The following is a 20,016-nucleotide window of genomic DNA, read 5'->3' on the forward strand; positions in this document are numbered from 1 at the left end:
ACGCCGCCGCTGCGCGGTTCTTTCGCCTCGGGTTCGAACCTGCTCGAAAAAAGACTCTCGCCGTTTCTCACTCCTCACTCAACGTCGTTTTGAAAGCGGCTACAGGCTATGTAATTCGGAAGATACATGCAGGCTGGTTTTGATTTGCTCCTTCCCCTTGGCAAGGGGAAGGACGGGATGGGGTTCGAAATGGCAACTTTAAAGCTGAGTTGTTTGCAAAACCCCCTCCCAGCCTCCCCCTTCGCAGGGGGAGGAGCAAACCAGCCGCTCATAAAAGCTTGCAGAATGGCATAGCCAGTGGCCGCTTTCAGAAAGCTTGCTGAGTGAGTGTTTCGAGACCGTGGGCTCGAAGACCGAAATGAAGGAACCGCGTAGCGGCAAGTTTTCGCGGCAATAATTGTGGTGGCTGAAACAGTGCCAGCCAGCGATAGCGCGCAGTTAAAGAGCCCGGGATTCTTAAGGGGCGCGGCGACAGGCGCTCCTTAAGGCCCGTTTGGGTGGCAACCCAAGGTTCTGCCCTGTTGGCCCGAACCAAATTTTTACTTGTCCCGCTCTGTAAGCTGGTGTCAAATCAGGTGATTAGCGTCCTGACGGGCAAGACCGTTAAACAGAGGAAAATCCCATGTCCCAGACTCTCCGCGTTGGCCTGATCGGCTATGGCTTCGCCAGTAAAACTTTCCATTCACCTTTGATTGACGGCACGCCGGGCCTTGAGCTGGCGGTGGTGTCGAGCAGTGACGCCGCAAAAGTCCATGCCGACTGGCCAAATGTCACGGTTGTTGATTCCCCGGAGAAGCTTCTCGCCGATCCGTCTATCGATCTGGTGGTGATCCCTACGCCAAACACTACGCATTTCCCGCTGGCGAAGCTGGCGCTGGAAGCCGGTAAACACGTTGTTGTCGATAAACCGTTTACCGTGACGCTCGAAGAAGCCCGCGAGCTGGACGCGCTGGCGCGTGAAAAAGGCAAAGTGCTTTCTGTGTTCCACAACCGTCGCTGGGATTCTGATTTCCAGACCGTGAAGGCATTGATCGAAGAGGGTTCGCTGGGCGAAATCGTGTATTTCGAATCCCATTACGATCGCTACAAACCGCAGGTGCTTGCGCGCTGGCGTGAAAGCGATGCGCAGGGCAGCGGCATCTGGTACGACTTAGGTTCGCATCTGCTGGATCAGGCGCTGCAATTATTTGGTTCGCCGGATTCGTTACAGGCTGACCTGGCAGTGCTGCGTCCGGGCGGTAAAGCCGTGGATTATTTCAATGCCGTGCTGACGTATCCGCGCCGTCGCGTGGTGTTGCACAGCACCGTGTACGCCGTGGCAGAAACGGCCCGCTTTATCGTTCAGGGCGAAACCGGCAGCTACGTGAAATTTGGTCTGGATCCCCAGGAAGATCGTCTGAAAGCGGGCGAACGTCTGCCGCAGGAAGACTGGGGATACGACAAACGTGACGGCGTGATCACGCTGAGCCACGACGGTGTGCTGGCAGAGAAATCCCTGCTGACCATTCCGGGGAACTATCCTGCGTATTACGCCGGTGTGCGCGATGCAATTAACGGCAACGGCGAAAATCCGGTTCCGGCGTCAGACGCTATCCGCGTAATGGAAATGATTGAGCTGGGCATGCAATCTTCAGAACAACAGGCGACGCTGAAAGTAAAAAAATAAGCCGCCGTTAAACCGATTCACTTTTACTCGTTCAACTGGCAAGGAAGGTTCATGTCCTGGTTAAAAATCGATAAATTTTTGCTGATTCTGATTTGTGTGGTCGTGGTCGCGTCGTTTTTCCCTTGTGAAGGGATCTATAAGACGATTTTCGAACATCTGACCACCGCTGCCATCGCGCTGCTGTTTTTCATGCACGGCGCGAAGCTCTCGCGTGAGGCGATTATGGCGGGGATCGGCCACTGGCGTTTGCATGTTGTGGTTTTCCTCAGCACGTTTGCGCTGTTCCCGCTGCTGGGGCTGGGCATGAAATGGCTGGTGCCGGTCGGGATTCTGACACCCACGCTGTATTACGGTTTTCTGTATCTGTGTGCGCTGCCGGCTACCGTGCAGTCGGCGATTGCCTATACGTCGGTGGCGGGCGGGAATATCCCGGCGGCGATTTGCAGCGCGTCGGCGTCCAGTATTCTCGGCGTGTTTTTATCGCCGGTGCTGGTGGGGTTGCTGATGCATACGCAGGGCGGAACCAGCGATACGCTGCACGCGATCGGTTCGATTGTTTTGCAACTGATGGTGCCGTTTATCATCGGGCATTTGTGTCGTCCTCTGATTGGCGGCTGGGTGCAGCGTCATAAGAAGATCGTGAATATTACAGACCGTTCATCGATTCTTCTGGTGGTGTACGTGGCGTTCAGCGCGGCAGTGGTGGAAGGTATCTGGCATCAGATTGATGGCTGGTCTCTGCTGGCGGTGCTGGGTTGTTCGATTGTGCTGCTGACCATTGTGCTGATTATCAATACGTTTGTTGCGCGGCTGTTTGGTTTCAATACCAAAGACGAAATCACCATTGTCTTCTGTGGTTCTAAGAAGAGTCTGGCGAACGGTATTCCGATGGCGAACGTGCTGTTCCCGGCGTCAGCGGTGGGCGCGATGGTGCTGCCACTGATGATTTTCCATCAGATCCAGCTGATGGTGTGCGCGGTTCTGGCGTCGCGTTACGCGAAACGGGTTGCGCGTGAAGAGGCGGCGAAACTGGCCGTGAAAGAAGAAATCAAATCAGCATAACGGGCTGATTGAAAAGAAAAGGGCGGGAATTCATCCCGCCCTTTTTTGTGCTCATAATCTGGTGCTCAGAAAACGTTACGCAGACACTTTATCGCGAATCGCCTGTTTTTCTGCGCCGGTCAGGAAGGCCATCGTCAGACCATTTTCCTGCGCTTTGCGGATTTCATTCTGAGTCAGACCAGCGGCTGGCGCGGCAACGTTGTATTCGTTGGCAATTTCGATGCCCTGAACGGCCGGGTCGTCAGTATTGATTGACGCCAGAACGCCGTGGCGCAGGAAAGTTGCCAGCGGATGCTGTTCAAACGATGAGACCGTGCTGGTCTGAATATTCGACGTCAGGCAGGATTCAATCCCAATCTGGTGCTTCGCCAGGAAATTCATCAGCGCCGGGTCTTGCGCGGCTTTCACGCCGTGGCCGATACGCTCTGCACCCAGCTCACGAATTGCCTGCCAGATGCTTTCCGGGCCTGCGGCTTCACCGGCGTGAACGGTAATGCGCCAGCCTGCGTCGCGCGCACGGTTAAAGTGGCTGAGGAACAGGCTGCCCGGGAAACCGAGTTCATCACCGGCCAGATCCAGCGCGGTAATGCCGTCGCGGTGCGCCAGCAAACCTTCCAGCTCTTGCAGACACGCATCTTCACCGAAAGTACGGCTCAGAATACCAATCAGACGCACATCGATATCGTGACTTTTCTGGCCTTCACGGATGCCTTCGATCACGGCTTCCACCACGCCTGCGACCGGCAGTTTGTGGTTCATCGCCATGTAGTAAGGGGAGAAACGCAGCTCGGTGTAATGCAGACCGGCTTTGGCCGCATCTTCAACGTTTTCTTTAGCAATACGGCGGCAGGCGTCGAGGTCGCCCAGCACTTTGACGCCCCAGTCCAGTTTTTGTAAAAAGCTCACCAGATCGGGTTCCGCGTGCATCACCTGCACATGCGGGCGCAGGGCTTCAAGTTCACTGGCAGGTAACGTCAGGTTAAACTGGCGGCCTAAATCGAGAATCGTTTGAGCGCGGATGTTGCCATCAAGGTGGCGGTGAATGTCGGTCAGGGGAAGGCGTGTGTCGATCATGGGGTGCACTCGTTATTATTGAAATGTGCGGGGCATTATAACGTCAGATCGGGGGATAAGAAAACGTTGTTGCGCAACGGCAGGAGAAAGCTCCTTCCCCTGTACAAGGAAGGAGCGAAACGGAAAATTCCTGAACGTTACGGCAGCAGGGTATTAATCGCGCGAATTAACGCCTGAACACCGGCTTCTACTTTTGTACGCGGACAACCGACGTTGAGGCGCAGGAAGCCTTCGCCTTCCGTGCCATAAGTGTAGCCCGGCATGATCGCGACTTTCTGATGTTCGATCAGCTCTTTTTGCAGCAGTTTGTCGTCGATGTTTAGCGCACGCAAATCAATCCAGGCCAGATATGTGGACTGCGGAGGTTGCCAGTTCAGCTGCGGGAACGCGGCGTTCAGCTGTTCCGCCACATAGTGCAGATTTCCCTGCAAGTAGTCGCGCAACGCGTCCAGCCACGGTTCGCCCGCGTGATACGCCGCGACGTGCGCATGCACCGCCAGTACCGCCGGAGAGGATAAACCGTCGCAGGCTTTCAGCTGATGCAGATACGCATCACGCGGCGTTTTATGGCTGATAAAACCGTACGCGCCGGTCAGCGCAGGGATATTGAAACTTTTCGAGCCGGACGTCAGCAGCGCCCATTCACCGCGCGCCACCTCATTCCACGGCGTATGTGGGTTCCCGCCCCAGACCATATCCATGTGGATTTCATCGCTGATCACCCGCACGCTGTGGCGCTCGCAAAGTGCTGCAATCAGCGTCAGTTCTTCGCGCGTCCAGACCTTGCCGGTCGGATTGTGCGGGCTGCACAGCAACAGCAGCGAACAGTCCGGTTGTGCCAGCAGGCTTTCCAGATTTTCGGCATCCAGCGACCAGTCGTTGCCGTGTTTAATCAGCGGGCAGGCCAGCAGGTTGCGCTCATTGCCATCAACCACTTTAAAGAACGCGTCGTAGGCCGGGGTAAACGTCACCACGCCGTCACCCGGCTGGCTCCACTGGCGGATAAGTTGCGCCACCATGTAAATCACCGACGGGCCATACACCACCCAGTCGCGGTCAATCTGGCTGTTAAATCGCTGCTGATACCAGTGTTCAACGGCACCGAGAAAATCGTCATGATGCCAGCGGCTGTAGCCAAGCACGCCGTGTTGCAGGCGTTTTTGCAGCGCGTCCAGAATGCACGGCGCGGTGGCGAAATCCATGTCTGAAATGGTAAATGGCAGTAAATCATCACGGCCAAAACGGTCGGCGACGTAATCCCACTGAGTACACCAGGTTCCGTGACGATCAACGACGGTGGAGAAATCAAAAGAAGCTGAGGACATTTTTCACTCCCTGAAGAAAGCAGAAAAGGGCGACACGAAGTCGCCCTGTGGATTCAGTGTTTACACCATCGCCGGTTCGGGCGCGGGCTGATTAGCTGCCTCACGGATAAGGTAATCCAGCTCATCTTTCACCGACTGCACCTGAGGGCCGATCACCACTTGCAGGTTGTGTTCGTTGAGATGAACCACGCCAATTGCACGGTTGGCTTTCAGCGTCGCATCGTCAACCAGCGACATATCTGCCACGGAAAGACGCAGACGGGTGATGCAGTTATCGAGTGAAACGATGTTAGCGGCGCCGCCCAGTGCGCTTAAGATCACCGGTACGTTGTAACCGGATTTGCTGGAAGACGGCACGGCCGCGGCGGCTGGCGTACTTTCAGATTCACGACCCGGCGTTTTGATATTAAAGCGCGTGATGGAGAAGCGGAAGATTACGTAGTAAGCCGCGAACCAGATTGCTGCCACCACCGGCACCAGATACCACTTGGTGGCTGTGCCGTGCAGGATACCGAAGACCACGAAATCGATGATGTTACCGTCGGTATTCCCGATGGTGACGCCCAGTACCGACATAATGGTGAAGCCCAGACCGGTCAGGATTGCGTGGATCACATACAGAACCGGCGCAACGAACAGGAACAGGAATTCGATCGGTTCAGTGGTTCCGCCGACAACACAAGCGACCACACCGGAAATCAGCAGACCTTTAATTTTATGACGGTTTTCAGGTTTCGCGCAGTGGTACATCGCCAGCGCAGCACCCGGTAAACCCCCGAGGAATGCAGGCATTTTGCCCTGAGACAGGAACTGTGTCGCGCTTTCAGAGAAACCGTGCGTGGTCGGGCAGGAAAGTTGCGCCTGGAAGATAGTCAGGGCACCGCTGACTTCGCGGCCACAGACGTCCATTGTGCCACCGGCTTCGGTGAAACGGATCAGCGCAACCAGAATGTGGTGCAGACCGAACGGTAACAGCAGGCGTTCGCCGGAACCGAAAATCATCGGCCCGAAAACGCCTGCGCCCTGAATCAGACGGCCCAGACCGTTAATCCCGGCGGCGAAGAATGGCCAGATTAACGGGATCAGCAGACCGACTAAACCGAGCACGACGGTGGTGAAGATCGGCACAAAACGCGTACCGCCGAAGAATGCCAGCGCATCCGGCAGGCGGATGGTGTTGTAACGCTCGTGCAGGATGTACACGATGATACCCACGATCACCGCGCCCAGAATACCGGTGTCGATAGACTGGATACCGAGGATCATCTGGATGTTGTTGGCTTTCAGTACCAGCGGATCAACCGTTGGCAGGGTGCCGTTGGCGGTCAGGTAGAAGTTGATGGCCAGGTTCAGCACGGCAAAACCGACAAAACCGGAGAAGGCGGCAACGCCTTTGTTCTCACGCGCCATACCCAGCGGGATAGCGATGGCGAACATGACCGGCAGGAAGCTGAAGGCAAATGAGCCGACTTTGCTCATCCACACGAAAATCAGCTGAAGAACAGGATTGCCCAGTGCAGGCAGTAATGTAACGACATCGTGGCTGCTTAATGAGCTGCCGATGCCCAGCATGATGCCGCAGAATGACAACAATGCGACGGGCAACATGAAGGTTTTACCAAGGCTTTGGAAGAATTCCCAAAGTGTGACTTTTTGTTTTTTATTTGCAGGCATGACTGCTCCCTGAGTGGTTTGGTGTTGGCTGTGTGGTAATGGTGGCTAAGATAAAACGTTTTACCAAAACAATACGTGTCGGAACTCACAATATTGGAAGATTGCTGCACCATCAGGGTGAAATGGAGGTTTAACGTTTTACTCAATCTGACGAGTCGGGTATAACTGTTTGACCGCATTACTGATTTAAACGCTTAAGTCCGACGAACGGGTCATAATCCCGCTTCATGGAGTCTGGAATGAACGACATAGCCTGATGAATCATAAAAAAATTACGATTATCGATGTTGCGCAGCACGCCGGTGTTTCTGTCACCACGGTTTCGCTGGTGCTCAGCGGCAAAGGGCGCATTTCCCTGAGTACGGCTGAGCGGGTAAACCGTGCGGTGGATGAACTGGGTTTTGTGCGTAACCGGCAGGCCAGCACGTTGCGCGGCGGTGAGTCCGGCGTGGTCGGGTTGATTGTGCGTGACATCTGCGAGCCGTTTTATGCGGAAATGACCGCCGGTCTCAGCGAGATGTTTGAAGCGCAGGGCAAAGTATTATTTCTGCTGCAAAGTGGTCCGTCAGGCAAAGGTCTGATGCGCTGTTTCGACACTTTGCTGACCCACGGCGTTGACGGCATTGTCATCGCCGGTGGCACCAGTTCTATTTCCGGCCTGAAAGAAAAGGCCGATGAACAGGGCGTTCCGCTGATTTGCGCCGCGCGTTCCGGTGGTATTGAAGGCGTCGATGTTGTCCGCCCGGACAATATGCTCGCCGCCAAAATGGCCACCGAATATCTTATCCGTCACGGCCACAAACAAATCGCTTACCTCGGCGGCCTGAGTAATTCGTTAACCCGCGCCGAACGCCTCGGCGGTTTCTGCGCCACGCTCGTGCAGTACGGCCTGCCGTTTCGCAGCGAATGGATTATCGAGTGCGATTACCAGCAGAAATGCGCCGCCGACGCCGCCGAAACGCTGCTGACCCATTATCCGAAAATCAGCGCCATCGTCTGCCATAAATCGTCCGTCGCGCTCGGCGCTTATTTCGGCGTTTTGCGCACCGGCGCGGAAGTCGGCGGCGGGGCGGTCGACAGTTTCTTCCAGCAAAAAGTGGCCCTTATCGGCATGGAAGATGCCCCTGAATCTGAACTCACCGAACCGCCGCTGACGTCAATCGCGAACTCCGCGCGGGAGATTGGTCATGCGACGGCAAGACGGTTATTGCTGAGGATCGGGGGGCAGAATCTCGAAGCACAGAATATTATTGTGCCACCGGGGCTGGTAGAGAGGGAGTCGGCCTGAGAGCACCTTTGAGAAAGGTGACAAATTCAAGTTCAAGCTCAAGCTCAAGTTCAAATTCAATTTCAAAGTCGTGGGCGTCGGCCCACACCGACCAAAGACCCGGTAACGCGCGGGTCTCTGGACTCTGCGCTTTTTTAACTGCGCGCTGCCGCTCGCTGGCTATGTTTCAGACACAATAGTGATTGCCGCGAAAACTTGCCGCTACGCGGTTCCCTTACTCGGTTTCGAGCCATTGGTCTCGAAACACTTCGTTCGGCAAGCTTTCTGAAAGCGGCTTGGGGCTTATCTAAATTCAACGGCATTTTTAAGTAGCAATCCGCAGTGAGGTTGCGAATTAGAAAGTCTATGGCCGCTTTCAAAACGACGTCGAGTGAGTGGTGAGAAACTGCGAGAGTCTTTTTTTCTCGCTGGTTCGAATCCGAAATGAGAGGACCGCGCAGCGGCGGAGTTTGCGGCACTAGCAGGAGTTGCTGAAACATAGCCAGCGAGCGGCAGCGCGCAGTTTAAGAGCCCGGGATTTTCAAGGGGTGCGGCGATAGGCGCCCCTTGAAGCCGGTTTGGGTGGCAACCCAAGGTCTTGACCTGGGTTGCCACAAAATATTACCGAGCGTGATGCCGGTCTGCATCACTGAGAATCCTGGCTTGTCCCCGTCTTAGGACTCGCTGCTGTCGCATCATCCGCGCCAGCGGTCTTCGTATAGATAATCTTCTGCGTATCATTCCCGCAATGACCCACAACCTGGCCACCGGCCTGATCAACCTGATCGTTCGGGACGATGTCGAGCTTAAAGCCGGATTCCGGCAAACCGTTGGCGACGATTTTCTGGGTGATATCCGCTTTCACGCTTTCACAGGTGGCAGCCTGAACCGCCAGCGGCGCTAACATCATGACCGCAAGGCCAGCTAAGAGTGTCTTTTTCATCATTCATTCCTTTTATGAGAAACAGTGTATTAATGAGTTTAGCAGATAGAGACAGCAGCAAAGTTTGCCGCTGTCGGGCAGGAAAAGGGCGGAAAGATTTTATTACGGTATCACGGTGCCATCAGCTGACGGCCGGTGCGGCGGTCGAGGCAGCGCTGGGTGTTATCTTCCCAGTACGCGTTGATATTCTGGCTGGCGTTGCATTTATCACGCAGATCCACAGAATTATCGTACTTGGAATAATCTTTCTCAGCGCGCTGGTTTTTCAAAGCCCGCAGACGCTGGGTTTCGTTCCACTGCTCTTTGCTCTGGCGCGCTTCTTCGTTGGACATGGCGTCATTGCCGCTGCCGCCAAAGACACAGGTTCCGCCCGCACAGTTGGTGGCTGCCAGCGCAGGTGCCTGCCAGCTTGCTGTCATAACAAGCAGCGCAACAGGCAGTAAATGGCGTAAAAACGTTGTATTCATTAGCTAATCCTTTTAATTTACACATCGCTCAGGCGAATACTTTCAATTATAACATCACCCTGAGTCACGTCACCCAAAGCCTGCTAACGGGTTGAATTCATGTTTAACTTACGACTGTAAACCTGGCGATTCACATGCTCAAAACGACTTTACTGTTCTTTGCGACCGCGCTGGCGGAAATCATCGGCTGTTTTCTGCCATATCTCTGGCTGCGCAAAGGCGGCAGCTGGCTGCTGCTTTTCCCGGCGGCGCTGAGCCTGGCGGCGTTTGTCTGGTTGCTGACGCTGCATCCGGCAGCCAGCGGCAGGGTCTATGCGGCGTACGGCGGAGTCTATGTGATGACGGCGATGTTGTGGCTGCGGTTTGTCGATGGCGTGAAACTCAGCACCACCGACTGGCTCGGAGCCTGTGTGGCGCTGGCCGGGATGCTGATTATCATTTCTGGCTGGAAAGCGGCATAACGGTTACTGCGACAGTTTTTCCATCATCACGATCACTTTCTGAATCACAATCTGCGCGGCGCGGGAAAGCTGACGGCGGGGCGCAACGCACAGCGCGAGCGTCAGCGGTTTGGCGCTGCGCCCTTGCAAGGGCACAAACGCCAGCCGGTTTTCCTGCAAATCGGGCAATACGTCGAGCAAACTCAGCACACCCACGCCAGCCCCTTTGCGGATAAGTTCGCGCATCATACGCACGTCATTACAGACAATCGACGGCGTATCCAGCAGCTGATAACGGTTGTACAGCAGCTTTGCGCGGGCGTTCACCATCAGCGGTTCTGACGGAATAATCTGCCGGTAAGCCGCGATATCGCTGAACGACAGCGATTCCTGCTTTGAGAGTTCATGCCCGACCGGCATCGCGATGCCAATCGGCAATTCCGCAAACGCCTGCACTTCCAGCCCGGTATGCTCGATAGGGTCAAGCAGCAGGCCAAAATCCACTTCCGCCGAACTGACTTGTTCACTGATATTCCGGCTGTCTTCAATGCGGATATCAAACGTGAGGTAAGGATGTTCAGCGCCGACTTCGGCAATCAGCTGGGCCATAATTCCTTCACTGAGCGCCGCGATAATGGAAATGGTGACGTGCCCGCGCCGCAAACCCTGAATTTCATCAAAGCGTTCGCGGGTACGGGAAAATTCTTTCCGCCAGCGGCGGATATCATCGAACAAAATCTCACCGGCGGACGTCAGTTTCAGGCCGGTCGGCAGGCGCTCAAACAGCGGCGTTTCCAGCGTCTGTTCGGCCTGTAAAATCTGCCGGTTAATGGCCGAAGCGGAGACGTGCAGCGCTTCTGCCGCTTTGCGCAAACTTCCTGTTCGGGCGACTTCGGTAAAATATTGCGAAAAACGGGAGAAGGGTGACATAGGTGTACTAATTTATGCAGTGAATAAGTGAGATATCTATTATGGACTGCATCACTCATTTTTCCTAGATTGTGCGATGGCCTTTGTAAACAATCACCTCAGATTGTTTTATGTGCAAATCTCTGCACAAAAGAGGTCAAAAGGGTAATGACAGGGTTCGTCAAAACACGTTGAGCACGTGAGCCGCTTTTCTTTGGACAGAAGGGGTGCGAATTGTGGCATTCGTACTGCTGGCGCGCGTGCGTGTTTTGAAAAACAACACTAATAACAAGCGTGCGCTTTTGATCACCCGGTTGAAGTGATCACGCGACCAAGAGATTCCTTCTCATGTTAGAAAAACTATTCAAGTTAAAAGCTCACCGTACTAACGTGCGGACTGAGATTGTGGCAGGACTGACTACATTTTTAGCAATGGCCTATATTCTGTTCGTTAACCCGTCCATTTTGGGCGCGACGGGGATGGATAAAGGCTCGGTTTTCGTGGCAACTTGTCTTGCTGCCGCAATCGGTTCCGCACTGATGGGCTTTATCGCCAACTACCCGATTGCACTGGCGCCGGGCATGGGTTTAAACGCCTTCTTCACCTACACCGTCGTGCTGCACATGGGTTACACCTGGCAGATCGCGTTGGGTGCTGTTTTCCTTTCCGCGTGTATCTTCTTCGCGTTGTCGATTTTCAAAATTCGTGAATGGATTATCCGCAGTATTCCACTGCCGCTGCGTTCGGCGATTGCGGCCGGTATCGGGTTATTCCTGGCGCTGATTGCGCTGGAAAACGCCGGTATTGTGATTGCAAACCCGGCCACGTTGGTCGGTCTGGGCGACCTGACCAAACCGGGTCCGCTGTTTGCGATGCTCGGTTTCATTCTGATTGTGGTTCTGGAAGCGCGTAAAGTGACCGGTGCTGTGCTGATTGGCGTGCTGGCTGTGACGGTTCTGGCGATTGCGCTGGGCTACTCACCGTTTGGCGGCGTGATGTCTATGCCACCTTCCATCGCACCAACCTTTATGCAGCTGGACATCAAAGGCGCATTCAACGTTTCGCTGATCAGCGTCGTGTTCGCATTCCTGTTCGTAGACGTCTTCGATAACTCCGGTACCCTGATCGGCGTAACCAAACGCGCAGGTCTGGCGGACGAAGATGGCAACATCCCGAAAATGGGGCGTGCGCTGGTCGCGGACAGTGCGGCTGCGCTGTTCGGTTCACTCCTAGGGACATCAACCACCACCAGTTATATCGAATCTGCTGCGGGCGTGAGCGCCGGGGGCCGTACCGGTCTGACGGCGATCGTGGTTGCGATCCTGTTCCTGCTGAGCCTGTTCTTCGCACCGCTGGCTGGCAGCGTTCCGGCATTCGCCACCGCGCCGGCTCTGCTGTTCATCGCGGTTCTGATGACCTCAGGTCTGGCTGAAATTGACTGGAAAGATATCACCGTTGCCGCACCGGTCACCGTGACTGCGCTGACCATGCCGTTCACGTATTCCATCGCTAACGGTATCGCGTTTGGTTTCATTACCTGGACGCTGGCAAAACTGCTGACCGGCCGCTGGCGTGAACTGAATTCCGCGCTGATCGTTCTGTCGATTCTGTTCGTGATCAAACTGGGCTGGCTGAGCGCGTAACCGCTCTGCGGGTCGTGAAAGGCGCGGGTTTGACTACCGCGCCTTTTTTGTGCTCAAAATCGGGTGAAAACCCAATAAAAAAAGCAGCCGCAGCTGCTTTTCATGGTCATCACAATGTCTGATCAGTCTTCGCGGTGAACCTGCAAACCGGCCAGAGACTGGCTGACAGGCATCATCTCAATGCTGTTGATGTTCACGTGCTCAGGCAATGTGGAAACCCAGAACACGGATTCGGCGACGTCTGTTGCCGTCAGCGGGTTGGTCTTGTCGTAGGTTTTGCTGGCTTTCTCATCATCGCCTTTAAAGCGAATGTTGGAGAACTCCGTTCCGCCGCAAAGACCCGGCTCGATATTGGTTACGCGAACGTGAGTGCCGTGCAGGTCGGTGCGCAGGTTCAGGCTGAACTGACGGACGAAGGCTTTGGTCGCGCCATACACGTTGCCACCGGCATACGGCCAGTTGCCCGCCGTTGAACCGATGTTAATCACATGGCCGGTGTTGCGTTCAACCATGCCCGGCAGGACAGCGCGGGTCATGTACACCAGACCTTTGGTGTTGGTGTCGATCATTTTGTCCCAGTCTTCCAGCGACGCTTTGTCGGCTTTTTCCAGACCGAGCGCCAGACCGGCGTTATTGACCAGCACATCGATGTTGCTCCATTCGGCAGGCAGGCTGTCGATGGCATCTTTGATGGAAGCACGGTTGGTCACATCCAGCTCAACGGTATACAGCGCGTCACCCAGCTCCGCTTTCAGGTCGTCCAGACGCTCTTTACGGCGGCCGGAGGCAATCACTTTATGGCCTTCTTTGACAAAGCGGCGCGCGATTTCAGCACCAAATCCGGCGGTCGCGCCGGTCACAAAAATAATCATCCCGGTAATCCTTAGTATTTAAATAAATAGAATGAAATAAAAATCGAATCAAAAATGAACGGTTTTGCTCGCGCACGGCGTGCAGAAAAAGAAACGCTATAAGTATTAACACAAAAATAACCAGACCGGCAGCGGATGCCGGTCTGACTTGGTATCATTTTATTGCGATGACCTTTTATGACGATGTTTTTTTCAAATAAGGCGCAATCAGCGATAAATCTGCCGCAGACAGCCGGTCCGGCGCGGTCTGAGCCTGATGCCAGTAAGGATACAGCAACGGCAACTGGCTGACTTGATTAAGCCTTTCAATTTCTTCGCTATTCAGGTTCAGATTTGCCGCAAGCAGGTTGTCCTGCAACTGGGTGTCGTTACGCGCGCCGACAATCACGGACGTCACCTGCGGGCGTGCAATCAGCCACGCCAGCGCGATTTGCGCCGCAGAAACACCGCGTTGCCCGGCGATATCCACCAGAACATCCACCACGTCATACAGCGCATTTTCGTCACGCACAGGCGGCTCGCCCCAGTCCGCCAGATGGCGAGTCCCTTCGGGCGCGGCCTGATTACGGCGGTATTTACCGGAAAGCAGGCCACCGGCCAGCGGGCTCCAGACCAGAATGCCCAGCCCCTGATCCTGCGCCACCGGCAGGAGTTCGTATTCGGCTTCACGCGCCTGAAGCGTGTAATGGATTTGCTGACTGACCGGGCGGATATAGTGATTTGCTGCCGCCACACCGAGCGTTTTCATCACATGCCAGGCGGAAAAGTTGGAGACACCGACATAACGCACTTTGCCGCTGCTGACCAGGTCGTCGAGCGCGCGCAGCGTTTCTTCCAACGGCGTCTGACCGTCCCATTCATGCAACTGATACAAATCCAGATAGTCCGTATTCAGGCGCTTCAGGCTGGCTTCGCAGGCGCGCAGAATATGGTGGCGTGATGAACCGCGATTGTTCGGGCCATCGCCCATCGGGAAGCGGGCTTTGCTGGCAACCAGCACGTCATGACGCTGAGTGCCCAGCGCCTTGCCCAGAATCACTTCCGATTCACCGCCTGAATAAACGTCGGCGGTATCAAATAAGTTAATGCCAGCGTCCAGACACAGGCCGATCTGGCGCTGTGCGGCACTGACGTCGGTCTGGCCGGTTTTAGCGAATTTTCCCTGACCACCAAACGTCATGGTGCCCAGGCTGAGAACTGAAACTTTCAGGCCGGAATGGCCTAACAGACGGTATTCCATGGGTTTTCTCCATTTATCGGATACTTAATTTCAGTTTAGCAACGTCATTATTTTTGTGACGAAGCCGGTTGCGGTACAGATTCTTTTTTGCGGCGTATTTCATCGCCCGCGGTAGGGTCGAGCGTCAGACTGTCGAGTGTTCCTGCCAGAGAAAACACCCCGATAATAATAAAAGCGATATGAAACGTTCCGGTCTGCATCCCGGCGCTGGCCGGTAAAAAATGTTCCGCGACGCGCAGGGAAAGCGCGCCGATGGCAATGCCCAGCCCGGTAGAGAGCTGTTGCGCGGTGTTAAATAACGTATTTGCGCCGCTCATTTGTTCTGCCGGAACCTGCGAAAAGGCCAGTGTATTGAGCGCGGTGAACTGCATCGAACGGGTCATGCCGCTGGCGAACAGGAACAGCAGCGTGATGGCAGCCGGCACTTCCGGTGTCAGCAACGCGCAGGCAAATATCGTTGCAGAATTGAGCAGGCCGTTAACCAGCATAATCGACTTAAAGCGGAAGCGGTGCAAAATCGTCGAGGTAAACGGCTTCATCCCCAGATTACCGGCGAACACGGCAAGCACCAGCAGCCCGGCACCAAACGCGTTCATGCCGTAACCCAGCTGGAACATCAGCGGCAGCAAAAACGGCAGGGCGCCGATAGCCACGCGAAACAATGAACCGCCGTAAATCGTGACGGCGTAACTTTTAATTTTCAGCGCCGTCAGCGGCAGCAACGGATACGCTGCCCGCCCGGAATGCCAGACGGCCAGCGCCCCGACGATCACCGCGCCGCCCACCATCGTCACCGGTTTCCAGTTAATGGAGCCCTGATTAAACATATCCAGCCCGAAGATTAACCCCAGACACGCCGCGCCGGTCAGCACAAAACCGGTGATATCAAACGGCACGCCTTTCTGCCCCTCAACCTGCGGGATCAGCTTACGGCTGAACATCAGTGCGATAATCCCGAGCGGCAGATTGAGCAGAAATATCCAGTGCCAGGAAGCATACGTCGTAATGAATCCACCCAGCGGCGGACCGAGGATCGGCGCTACCAGCCCTGGCCAGGTAATCGTCGCGATTGCGCGGATCAGATCTGATTTTTGCGTATTCTTCAATACCACCAGCCGCCCGACCGGCACCATCAGCGCGCCGGCAAACCCCTGCAACATGCGGGCGGCGGTAAACGTGCCGAGACTGTCGCTGGCGGAACATAACAGTGACGCGAGGGTGAACAGGATCAGCGCCAGCGAAAAGACGTTACGCGTGCCAAATCGGTTAGCGATCCAGCCGCTGGCCGGAATAAACACCGTCAGCGTCAGAATGTACGCCGATACGCCGATATTCATATCGACCGGATGCACGCCGAAATCTTTCGCCATCTGCGGCAGCGCGGTGACAATCACCGTGGCATCCAGATTTTCCATAAAGAACGCGCCCGCCACCAGCAACGGCAAAGCGGAACCCGGCGGCAGCGGGAATTTTTTGTTTGAGAAGAAGCTCATAGAAGGTAAGCGCGCTAATGAAATAAGCAAAGTCTGAGCATAGCGCATCGGGGCAAGGCGTCAACGGCGAGATTGAGGTTCTCCCCCAGTGAAAGGGGAGATTTTGCACATTAATTCAGAGTTCTGTTTCTGCCAGTCGTTCCCCGGTCTGCGCATCGAACAGATGAATGGCGTCGCTGTTGGCTTCGAGGTACAGCGGTTGGTCGGTGCTGACGCGGGCGCGGCCAGCGAACTGGACGTGCAGCGGGAAGCCGCTCCAGTCGATGTGCAGCAGGCTGCTTTCGCCGGTGACTTCCAGCAGACGCAGTGTGGCAGCGGGTTGCGCGCTGTGCTGAACGGGCCTGAGGTCATGCGGGCGCAGGCCGAGCGTGACCGGTTCACCTTCGGAATGCCGCGCCTGTAACGCCCATTTCTCCGGCAGGGCAAACCACAGCTGATTGCAGGTCACGCCCGGTTTGCCACCGATGCTCTGGAACACGCCGCTGAGTAAATTCATCGGCGGTGAACCGATAAAGCGCGCCACAAAAGTGTTCACCGGTTTGTCGTAAATCGACAGCGGATCGCCTTGCTGCACGATAAAACCGTCTTTCATCACCACAATGTTATCCGCCAGCGTCATGGCCTCAATCTGATCGTGCGTGACGTAAACCGTGGTGGTGCGGAACTGCTGGTGCAGGGATTTGATTTCCGCCCGCAGCTCCATGCGCAGCTGCGCGTCAAGGTTAGACAGCGGTTCGTCGAACAGGAAAACTTTCGGATTTCGCACAAGTGCGCGGCCCATCGCGACGCGCTGGCGCTGCCCGCCGGACAAATCTTTCGGCAGGCGTTTCAGCAGATGATCAATGCCTAACACTTTTGCGGCCTGTTGCACTTTGGCCTGCTGTTCGGCTTTCGGCACCTTTTTCACCTGCATGTGGAACGCCATGTTTTCGGCCACGGTCAGGTGCGGATACAGCGCGTAACTCTGGAACACCATGGCGATATCACGATCCGCCGGGTCAAAATTATTGATTTGCTGTTTATCGAGCAGGATGTCGCCGTCGGATAAGGATTCCAGCCCTGCCAGCAGGCGCAGCAGGGTGGATTTACCGCAGCCGGACGGCCCGACCAGCACGGTAAAACTGCCATCGGGAATGGTCAGATCCAGCGGTTTGAGCACCTGTACTTTGCCATAATGTTTGGCGACTTTTACCAGTTCTACCAGAGCCATTCAGAGTTTCTCCACAAGGCCAAAAAGCGATTGCCAGTCAGGATAACGGCGCGGGGAACTGCTGATCGCACAACCGGCGACGCGGACACCCCATTGCAACGCCGTGGCAGGCGGCAGGCCATAAATCAGCGCGGATAAAAATCCGGCGTTAAAACTGTCTCCGGCGCCGATCGTATCGACCACCTCAACCGGCCCGGCGTGCTGATGCAACGCCTGATCTGTGCTCCACAGACGCGCGCCGTCCGGGCCGCATTTCGCAACACAAAAAGCATTCTCAGCCATCTGCGCCAGCAGTTTTTGCGCGGCAGCGTCCAGCGTCTGAGCATCGGCCAGCCCGAGCGTTTCGACTTCATTGAGCAGCAGTGCATCGCAAAACGGCAGCCATTGCGCAGCCTGGGTGCGCAACGTGTCGCTCCAGTCTTCCGGCGGCCAGCCGCTGTCGATGGCGACGCGATAACCGCGGGTTCTGAGTGCGGAAAGCAGTTGCGGATAATCCGCATACAGCGCCGTACACAACCAGGTGCCGCACAGTAAAACCCAGTCGCCGGGTTGTGCGTTTTCGGGTAACTGAGCCAGAACGTCCTGCATGGAAAGGCGGACAATATGCCCCTGATTGCTGAAAAACGTCCGTTCGTGGTCGGGATGCGTGACGCCAAACGTCAGCGACGTTTCGCAGTCGCAGGTCGGCCAGTGCGGCGCGCTTTCCGGGAACAAACCCGCCAGCCAACCGGTGAACTGGTCGTTACCCTGATTGGCCACCAGCCGGTGCGGAACGTCCAGCGCCGACAGCGCCAGCGCACAGTTTCCGGCTGAGCCGCCGGGGCGCAGAGAGCTGCTTTCGAGCATCGCTTCGGTGCCTTTTTTAGGCCACGCGTGGAGCGTGCTCATGATCAAATCCACGTTAATATTGCCCACCACATACAGCGTGGCGCGGGTGTCAGGTCTTGTAATCATTGATGAGATTCCCTGATGTTCATATTCAGCCTTTGCTGCCGCCGGCGGTTAATCCGCTGACCAATGTTTTTTGCAGCCAAAGCGCAATAAAGAGCGGCGGAATGGCCGCAAGAATGCCGACGGCGGCAATCAGTCCGTCATCGGTGGCGCGCCCGGCGGTGAATCCGGCGATAGTCACCGGCAGCGTCTGGGCATCGATATTGTTGGTAAACAGCAGGGCGTAGAAAAATTCATCCCAGGCCAGTAGCCAGCCGAACATCGCAGAAGCGCCGAGCGCCGGTTTCGCCAGCGGCAGGGTGATGCGCAACAACACCTGCCAGTAACGCAAACCGTCGAGGCGCGATGCCTGTTCGATATCCACCGGTAACGCATCGAACTGGTTTTTCAGCATCCAGGTCAGGAACGGCAAAATCATCGAGCAATACACCAGAATCAGCCCGAGATGGGTGTTGAGCAGGGTCAGTTTTTCCAGGATGAAATACAGCGGCAGAACGAATGCCACCGGCGGCACCATATAAATAGCCAGACTGCCAAACAGCCAGCCGTCGCGGCCCGGATAGCGTGAGAAGCTGTACGCCGCGGGGATCGCCAGCAGCAGAGAAATAATCGTCGCCCCGCAGGCCACCAGCAAACTGTTGCCGAGTGCATGCAGGAACAGCGCACCCGGTTGCCCGGCCTGAAGCGTCAGCAGGCTGGCGTAGCGGCTGAAATCCCAGTGTCGCGGCAGCCATTCCAGCGGAATACGGGTCAGGTCTTCCGCCGAACTGACGCTCATCAGGAACATCCACAACAGCGGCGCGAGAATGGAGATGGCCAGAACCAGCGCGGCGAGATAACGTAAAACGAGTCGGATTTTCTGTTTCATTCTGCGTTCCCCGAACGGCGCTGGCGCAGCAGCATGACCATATAAACCAGAATTAACAGGGCGCAAATCAGCGTCATGAGGATGGCGTAAGCGGCACCGCTGCCCGCCCGCAGATAGCTGAAGGATTCCTGATAAACGAAGAAGCTGACGGTTTTGGTGCTGTCGAGCGGGCCGCCGCGGGTCATCACGTAAATGATGTCGAAGACTTTAAACGCGTCGATGGTGCGCAAAATCAGCGCCACTGCCAGCGGAGCCGCAATCGCCGGTAAGGTGATTTTACGAAAACGCAGGAATGCCGACGCGCCGTCGAGCCGCGCCGCTTCAAACAGATCCTCAGGAATGGTTTGCAGCGCCGCCAGCACCAGCAGGGTGATCAGCGGATAGTTCTTCCAGATATCGGCAAACATCACGGCGTTAATGGCCGACGACGGGTCGCCGAGCCAGCTGCGGTAGGTGTCGATAAGGCCCAGCTGGGAAAGCAGGGCGTTGATGCTGCCGTAGTCCGGATTGAAGTTCAGCCGCCACATTGTGGCGTTAACAATCGTCGGCAGCGCCCAGGGTAAGATCACCAGTACGCGTAACGCGCTGCGCCCCCAAAATTTCTGGTTCAGCAGCAGCGCCACAAGCACGCCGATAATGCCTTCGAAAATCACCGAAACTACGGTGAAATAGAGTGTCCGCCACAGCGCCGCGCGAAAATCCGGATCGGTCAGGGCATAAATAAAATTGTCGCTGCCGACCCAGCTGGGCGCAGAACCGTCGCCAATCAGGCCAGCGTCGGTGAAACTGAGCCACAGCGTGCGGGCCAGCGGCCAGGCGGTCAGCAGAAACATCATTAACAACATGGGCGCAAGGAGCAACCAGGCTTGTCGACGTTCTCGTTGCGGTAAAGTCAGCATAGTTTTCCGTGG

At 55.8% G+C, this 20,016-nt stretch carries 18 protein-coding genes; 5 read left to right on the plus strand and 13 right to left on the minus strand.

From position 1 onward, the window contains the following. The first annotated feature begins 622 nt into the window (after positions 1-622). Positions 623-1,666 carry an oxidoreductase gene (locus IV433_RS16365; RefSeq protein ID WP_195815156.1) on the plus strand — a complete coding sequence of 348 codons (1,044 nt, stop codon included), beginning with the start codon at positions 623-625 and terminating at the stop codon, positions 1,664-1,666. A 51-nt stretch (positions 1,667-1,717) separates the two neighbouring features. After that, on the plus strand, positions 1,718-2,728 hold the full coding sequence (locus IV433_RS16370; RefSeq protein ID WP_165057505.1) for a bile acid:sodium symporter family protein: 1,011 nt from the start codon (positions 1,718-1,720) through the stop codon (positions 2,726-2,728). A gap of 75 nt (positions 2,729-2,803) precedes the next feature. Here the strand turns inward: IV433_RS16370 and add are convergent, their stop codons facing one another. The 3 genes from add to malX all read right to left on the minus strand — a co-directional run bounded on the left by add (position 2,804) and on the right by malX (position 6,801). Further along, a complete protein-coding gene (gene add, locus IV433_RS16375) occupies positions 2,804-3,802 on the minus strand; it encodes an adenosine deaminase (protein WP_195815155.1) in 999 nt (332 codons plus the stop codon). A 137-nt stretch (positions 3,803-3,939) separates the two neighbouring features. Continuing rightward, complete coding sequence (locus IV433_RS16380) at positions 3,940-5,127, minus strand: MalY/PatB family protein (protein WP_195815154.1); 1,188 nt, start codon at positions 5,125-5,127, stop codon at positions 3,940-3,942. Positions 5,128-5,187: 60 nt separating this feature from the next. Then, positions 5,188-6,801 carry a maltose/glucose-specific PTS transporter subunit IIBC gene (gene malX, locus IV433_RS16385; protein WP_195815153.1) on the minus strand — a complete coding sequence of 538 codons (1,614 nt, stop codon included), beginning with the start codon at positions 6,799-6,801 and terminating at the stop codon, positions 5,188-5,190. A 256-nt stretch (positions 6,802-7,057) separates the two neighbouring features. Between malX and malI the strand changes: the two genes are divergently transcribed. Beyond that, positions 7,058-8,089, plus strand: a complete 1,032-nt coding sequence (gene malI / locus IV433_RS16390) for a Mal regulon transcriptional regulator MalI (protein ID WP_152326208.1) — start codon at positions 7,058-7,060, stop codon at positions 8,087-8,089. 625 nt (positions 8,090-8,714) lie between these two features. Here malI and IV433_RS16395 read toward each other — a convergent pair. Continuing rightward, the gene (locus IV433_RS16395; protein WP_195815152.1) at positions 8,715-9,011 is read right to left on the minus strand and encodes a DUF1161 domain-containing protein; all 297 of its coding nucleotides are present in this window, start codon (positions 9,009-9,011) and stop codon (positions 8,715-8,717) included. A gap of 110 nt (positions 9,012-9,121) precedes the next feature. Beyond that, a complete protein-coding gene (locus tag IV433_RS16400) occupies positions 9,122-9,478 on the minus strand; it encodes a DUF1283 family protein (RefSeq protein WP_195815151.1) in 357 nt (118 codons plus the stop codon). 134 nt (positions 9,479-9,612) lie between these two features. Between IV433_RS16400 and IV433_RS16405 the strand changes: the two genes are divergently transcribed. After that, positions 9,613-9,939, plus strand: coding sequence for a YnfA family protein (locus tag IV433_RS16405; protein ID WP_152326211.1), 327 nt, complete (start codon positions 9,613-9,615; stop codon positions 9,937-9,939). A 3-nt stretch (positions 9,940-9,942) separates the two neighbouring features. On the opposite strand, the gene IV433_RS16410 is transcribed toward IV433_RS16405, so the two are convergent. Beyond that, entirely contained in the window at positions 9,943-10,848 is a 906-nt protein-coding gene (locus IV433_RS16410) for a LysR family transcriptional regulator (protein ID WP_195815150.1), read from the minus strand. Between the two features lie 327 nt (positions 10,849-11,175). Here IV433_RS16410 and IV433_RS16415 point away from each other — a divergent pair, with 327 nt between their 5' ends. Further along, positions 11,176-12,471 carry an NCS2 family permease gene (locus IV433_RS16415; protein ID WP_104922061.1) on the plus strand — a complete coding sequence of 432 codons (1,296 nt, stop codon included), beginning with the start codon at positions 11,176-11,178 and terminating at the stop codon, positions 12,469-12,471. Between the two features lie 122 nt (positions 12,472-12,593). Here the strand turns inward: IV433_RS16415 and ydfG are convergent, their stop codons facing one another. The 7 genes from ydfG to IV433_RS16450 form a co-directional block, all read right to left on the minus strand. Continuing rightward, positions 12,594-13,343 carry a bifunctional NADP-dependent 3-hydroxy acid dehydrogenase/3-hydroxypropionate dehydrogenase YdfG gene (ydfG, locus tag IV433_RS16420; RefSeq protein WP_152326213.1) on the minus strand — a complete coding sequence of 250 codons (750 nt, stop codon included), beginning with the start codon at positions 13,341-13,343 and terminating at the stop codon, positions 12,594-12,596. Between the two features lie 175 nt (positions 13,344-13,518). Further along, the gene (locus IV433_RS16425; RefSeq protein WP_195815149.1) at positions 13,519-14,583 is read right to left on the minus strand and encodes an aldo/keto reductase; all 1,065 of its coding nucleotides are present in this window, start codon (positions 14,581-14,583) and stop codon (positions 13,519-13,521) included. Positions 14,584-14,630: 47 nt separating this feature from the next. After that, positions 14,631-16,076 (minus strand): MFS transporter, encoded by a 1,446-nt coding sequence (locus IV433_RS16430; RefSeq protein ID WP_195815148.1) that lies wholly within the window; start codon positions 16,074-16,076, stop codon positions 14,631-14,633. Between the two features lie 115 nt (positions 16,077-16,191). Then, a complete protein-coding gene (locus IV433_RS16435; protein ID WP_195815147.1) occupies positions 16,192-17,286 on the minus strand; it encodes an ABC transporter ATP-binding protein in 1,095 nt (364 codons plus the stop codon). Continuing rightward, a complete protein-coding gene (locus IV433_RS16440) occupies positions 17,287-18,240 on the minus strand; it encodes a carbohydrate kinase family protein (protein ID WP_195815146.1) in 954 nt (317 codons plus the stop codon). Positions 18,241-18,265: 25 nt separating this feature from the next. Next, positions 18,266-19,105 carry a carbohydrate ABC transporter permease gene (locus tag IV433_RS16445; RefSeq protein WP_195815145.1) on the minus strand — a complete coding sequence of 280 codons (840 nt, stop codon included), beginning with the start codon at positions 19,103-19,105 and terminating at the stop codon, positions 18,266-18,268. Then, on the minus strand, positions 19,102-20,004 hold the full coding sequence (locus tag IV433_RS16450; RefSeq protein WP_195815144.1) for a carbohydrate ABC transporter permease: 903 nt from the start codon (positions 20,002-20,004) through the stop codon (positions 19,102-19,104). The genes IV433_RS16445 and IV433_RS16450 overlap by 4 nt, the downstream gene beginning before the upstream one ends. Positions 20,005-20,016 lie beyond the last annotated feature (12 nt).

It is taken from the genome of Rahnella laticis (assembly GCF_015644585.1).
Lineage (GTDB): Bacteria > Pseudomonadota > Gammaproteobacteria > Enterobacterales > Enterobacteriaceae > Rahnella > Rahnella laticis.

What these genes read in the sequence shown, in the direction of transcription:
- IV433_RS16370 (WP_165057505.1), top strand. Translation starts at nt 1,718, where the DNA reads ATGTCCTGGTTAAAAATCGATAAATTTTTGCTGATTCTGATTTGTGTG.
- IV433_RS16365 (WP_195815156.1), top strand. Translation starts at nt 623, where the DNA reads ATGTCCCAGACTCTCCGCGTTGGCCTGATCGGCTATGGCTTCGCCAGT.
- IV433_RS16440 (WP_195815146.1), bottom strand. Translation starts at nt 18,240, where the DNA reads ATGATTACAAGACCTGACACCCGCGCCACGCTGTATGTGGTGGGCAAT.
- IV433_RS16395 (WP_195815152.1), bottom strand. Translation starts at nt 9,011, where the DNA reads ATGAAAAAGACACTCTTAGCTGGCCTTGCGGTCATGATGTTAGCGCCG.
- IV433_RS16400 (WP_195815151.1), bottom strand. Translation starts at nt 9,478, where the DNA reads ATGAATACAACGTTTTTACGCCATTTACTGCCTGTTGCGCTGCTTGTT.
- IV433_RS16415 (WP_104922061.1), top strand. Translation starts at nt 11,176, where the DNA reads ATGTTAGAAAAACTATTCAAGTTAAAAGCTCACCGTACTAACGTGCGG.
- IV433_RS16445 (WP_195815145.1), bottom strand. Translation starts at nt 19,105, where the DNA reads ATGAAACAGAAAATCCGACTCGTTTTACGTTATCTCGCCGCGCTGGTT.
- IV433_RS16425 (WP_195815149.1), bottom strand. Translation starts at nt 14,583, where the DNA reads ATGGAATACCGTCTGTTAGGCCATTCCGGCCTGAAAGTTTCAGTTCTC.
- add (WP_195815155.1), bottom strand. Translation starts at nt 3,802, where the DNA reads ATGATCGACACACGCCTTCCCCTGACCGACATTCACCGCCACCTTGAT.
- IV433_RS16410 (WP_195815150.1), bottom strand. Translation starts at nt 10,848, where the DNA reads ATGTCACCCTTCTCCCGTTTTTCGCAATATTTTACCGAAGTCGCCCGA.
- IV433_RS16380 (WP_195815154.1), bottom strand. Translation starts at nt 5,127, where the DNA reads ATGTCCTCAGCTTCTTTTGATTTCTCCACCGTCGTTGATCGTCACGGA.
- ydfG (WP_152326213.1), bottom strand. Translation starts at nt 13,343, where the DNA reads ATGATTATTTTTGTGACCGGCGCGACCGCCGGATTTGGTGCTGAAATC.
- IV433_RS16435 (WP_195815147.1), bottom strand. Translation starts at nt 17,286, where the DNA reads ATGGCTCTGGTAGAACTGGTAAAAGTCGCCAAACATTATGGCAAAGTA.
- malX (WP_195815153.1), bottom strand. Translation starts at nt 6,801, where the DNA reads ATGCCTGCAAATAAAAAACAAAAAGTCACACTTTGGGAATTCTTCCAA.
- IV433_RS16430 (WP_195815148.1), bottom strand. Translation starts at nt 16,076, where the DNA reads ATGAGCTTCTTCTCAAACAAAAAATTCCCGCTGCCGCCGGGTTCCGCT.
- malI (WP_152326208.1), top strand. Translation starts at nt 7,058, where the DNA reads ATGAATCATAAAAAAATTACGATTATCGATGTTGCGCAGCACGCCGGT.
- IV433_RS16405 (WP_152326211.1), top strand. Translation starts at nt 9,613, where the DNA reads ATGCTCAAAACGACTTTACTGTTCTTTGCGACCGCGCTGGCGGAAATC.
- IV433_RS16450 (WP_195815144.1), bottom strand. Translation starts at nt 20,004, where the DNA reads ATGCTGACTTTACCGCAACGAGAACGTCGACAAGCCTGGTTGCTCCTT.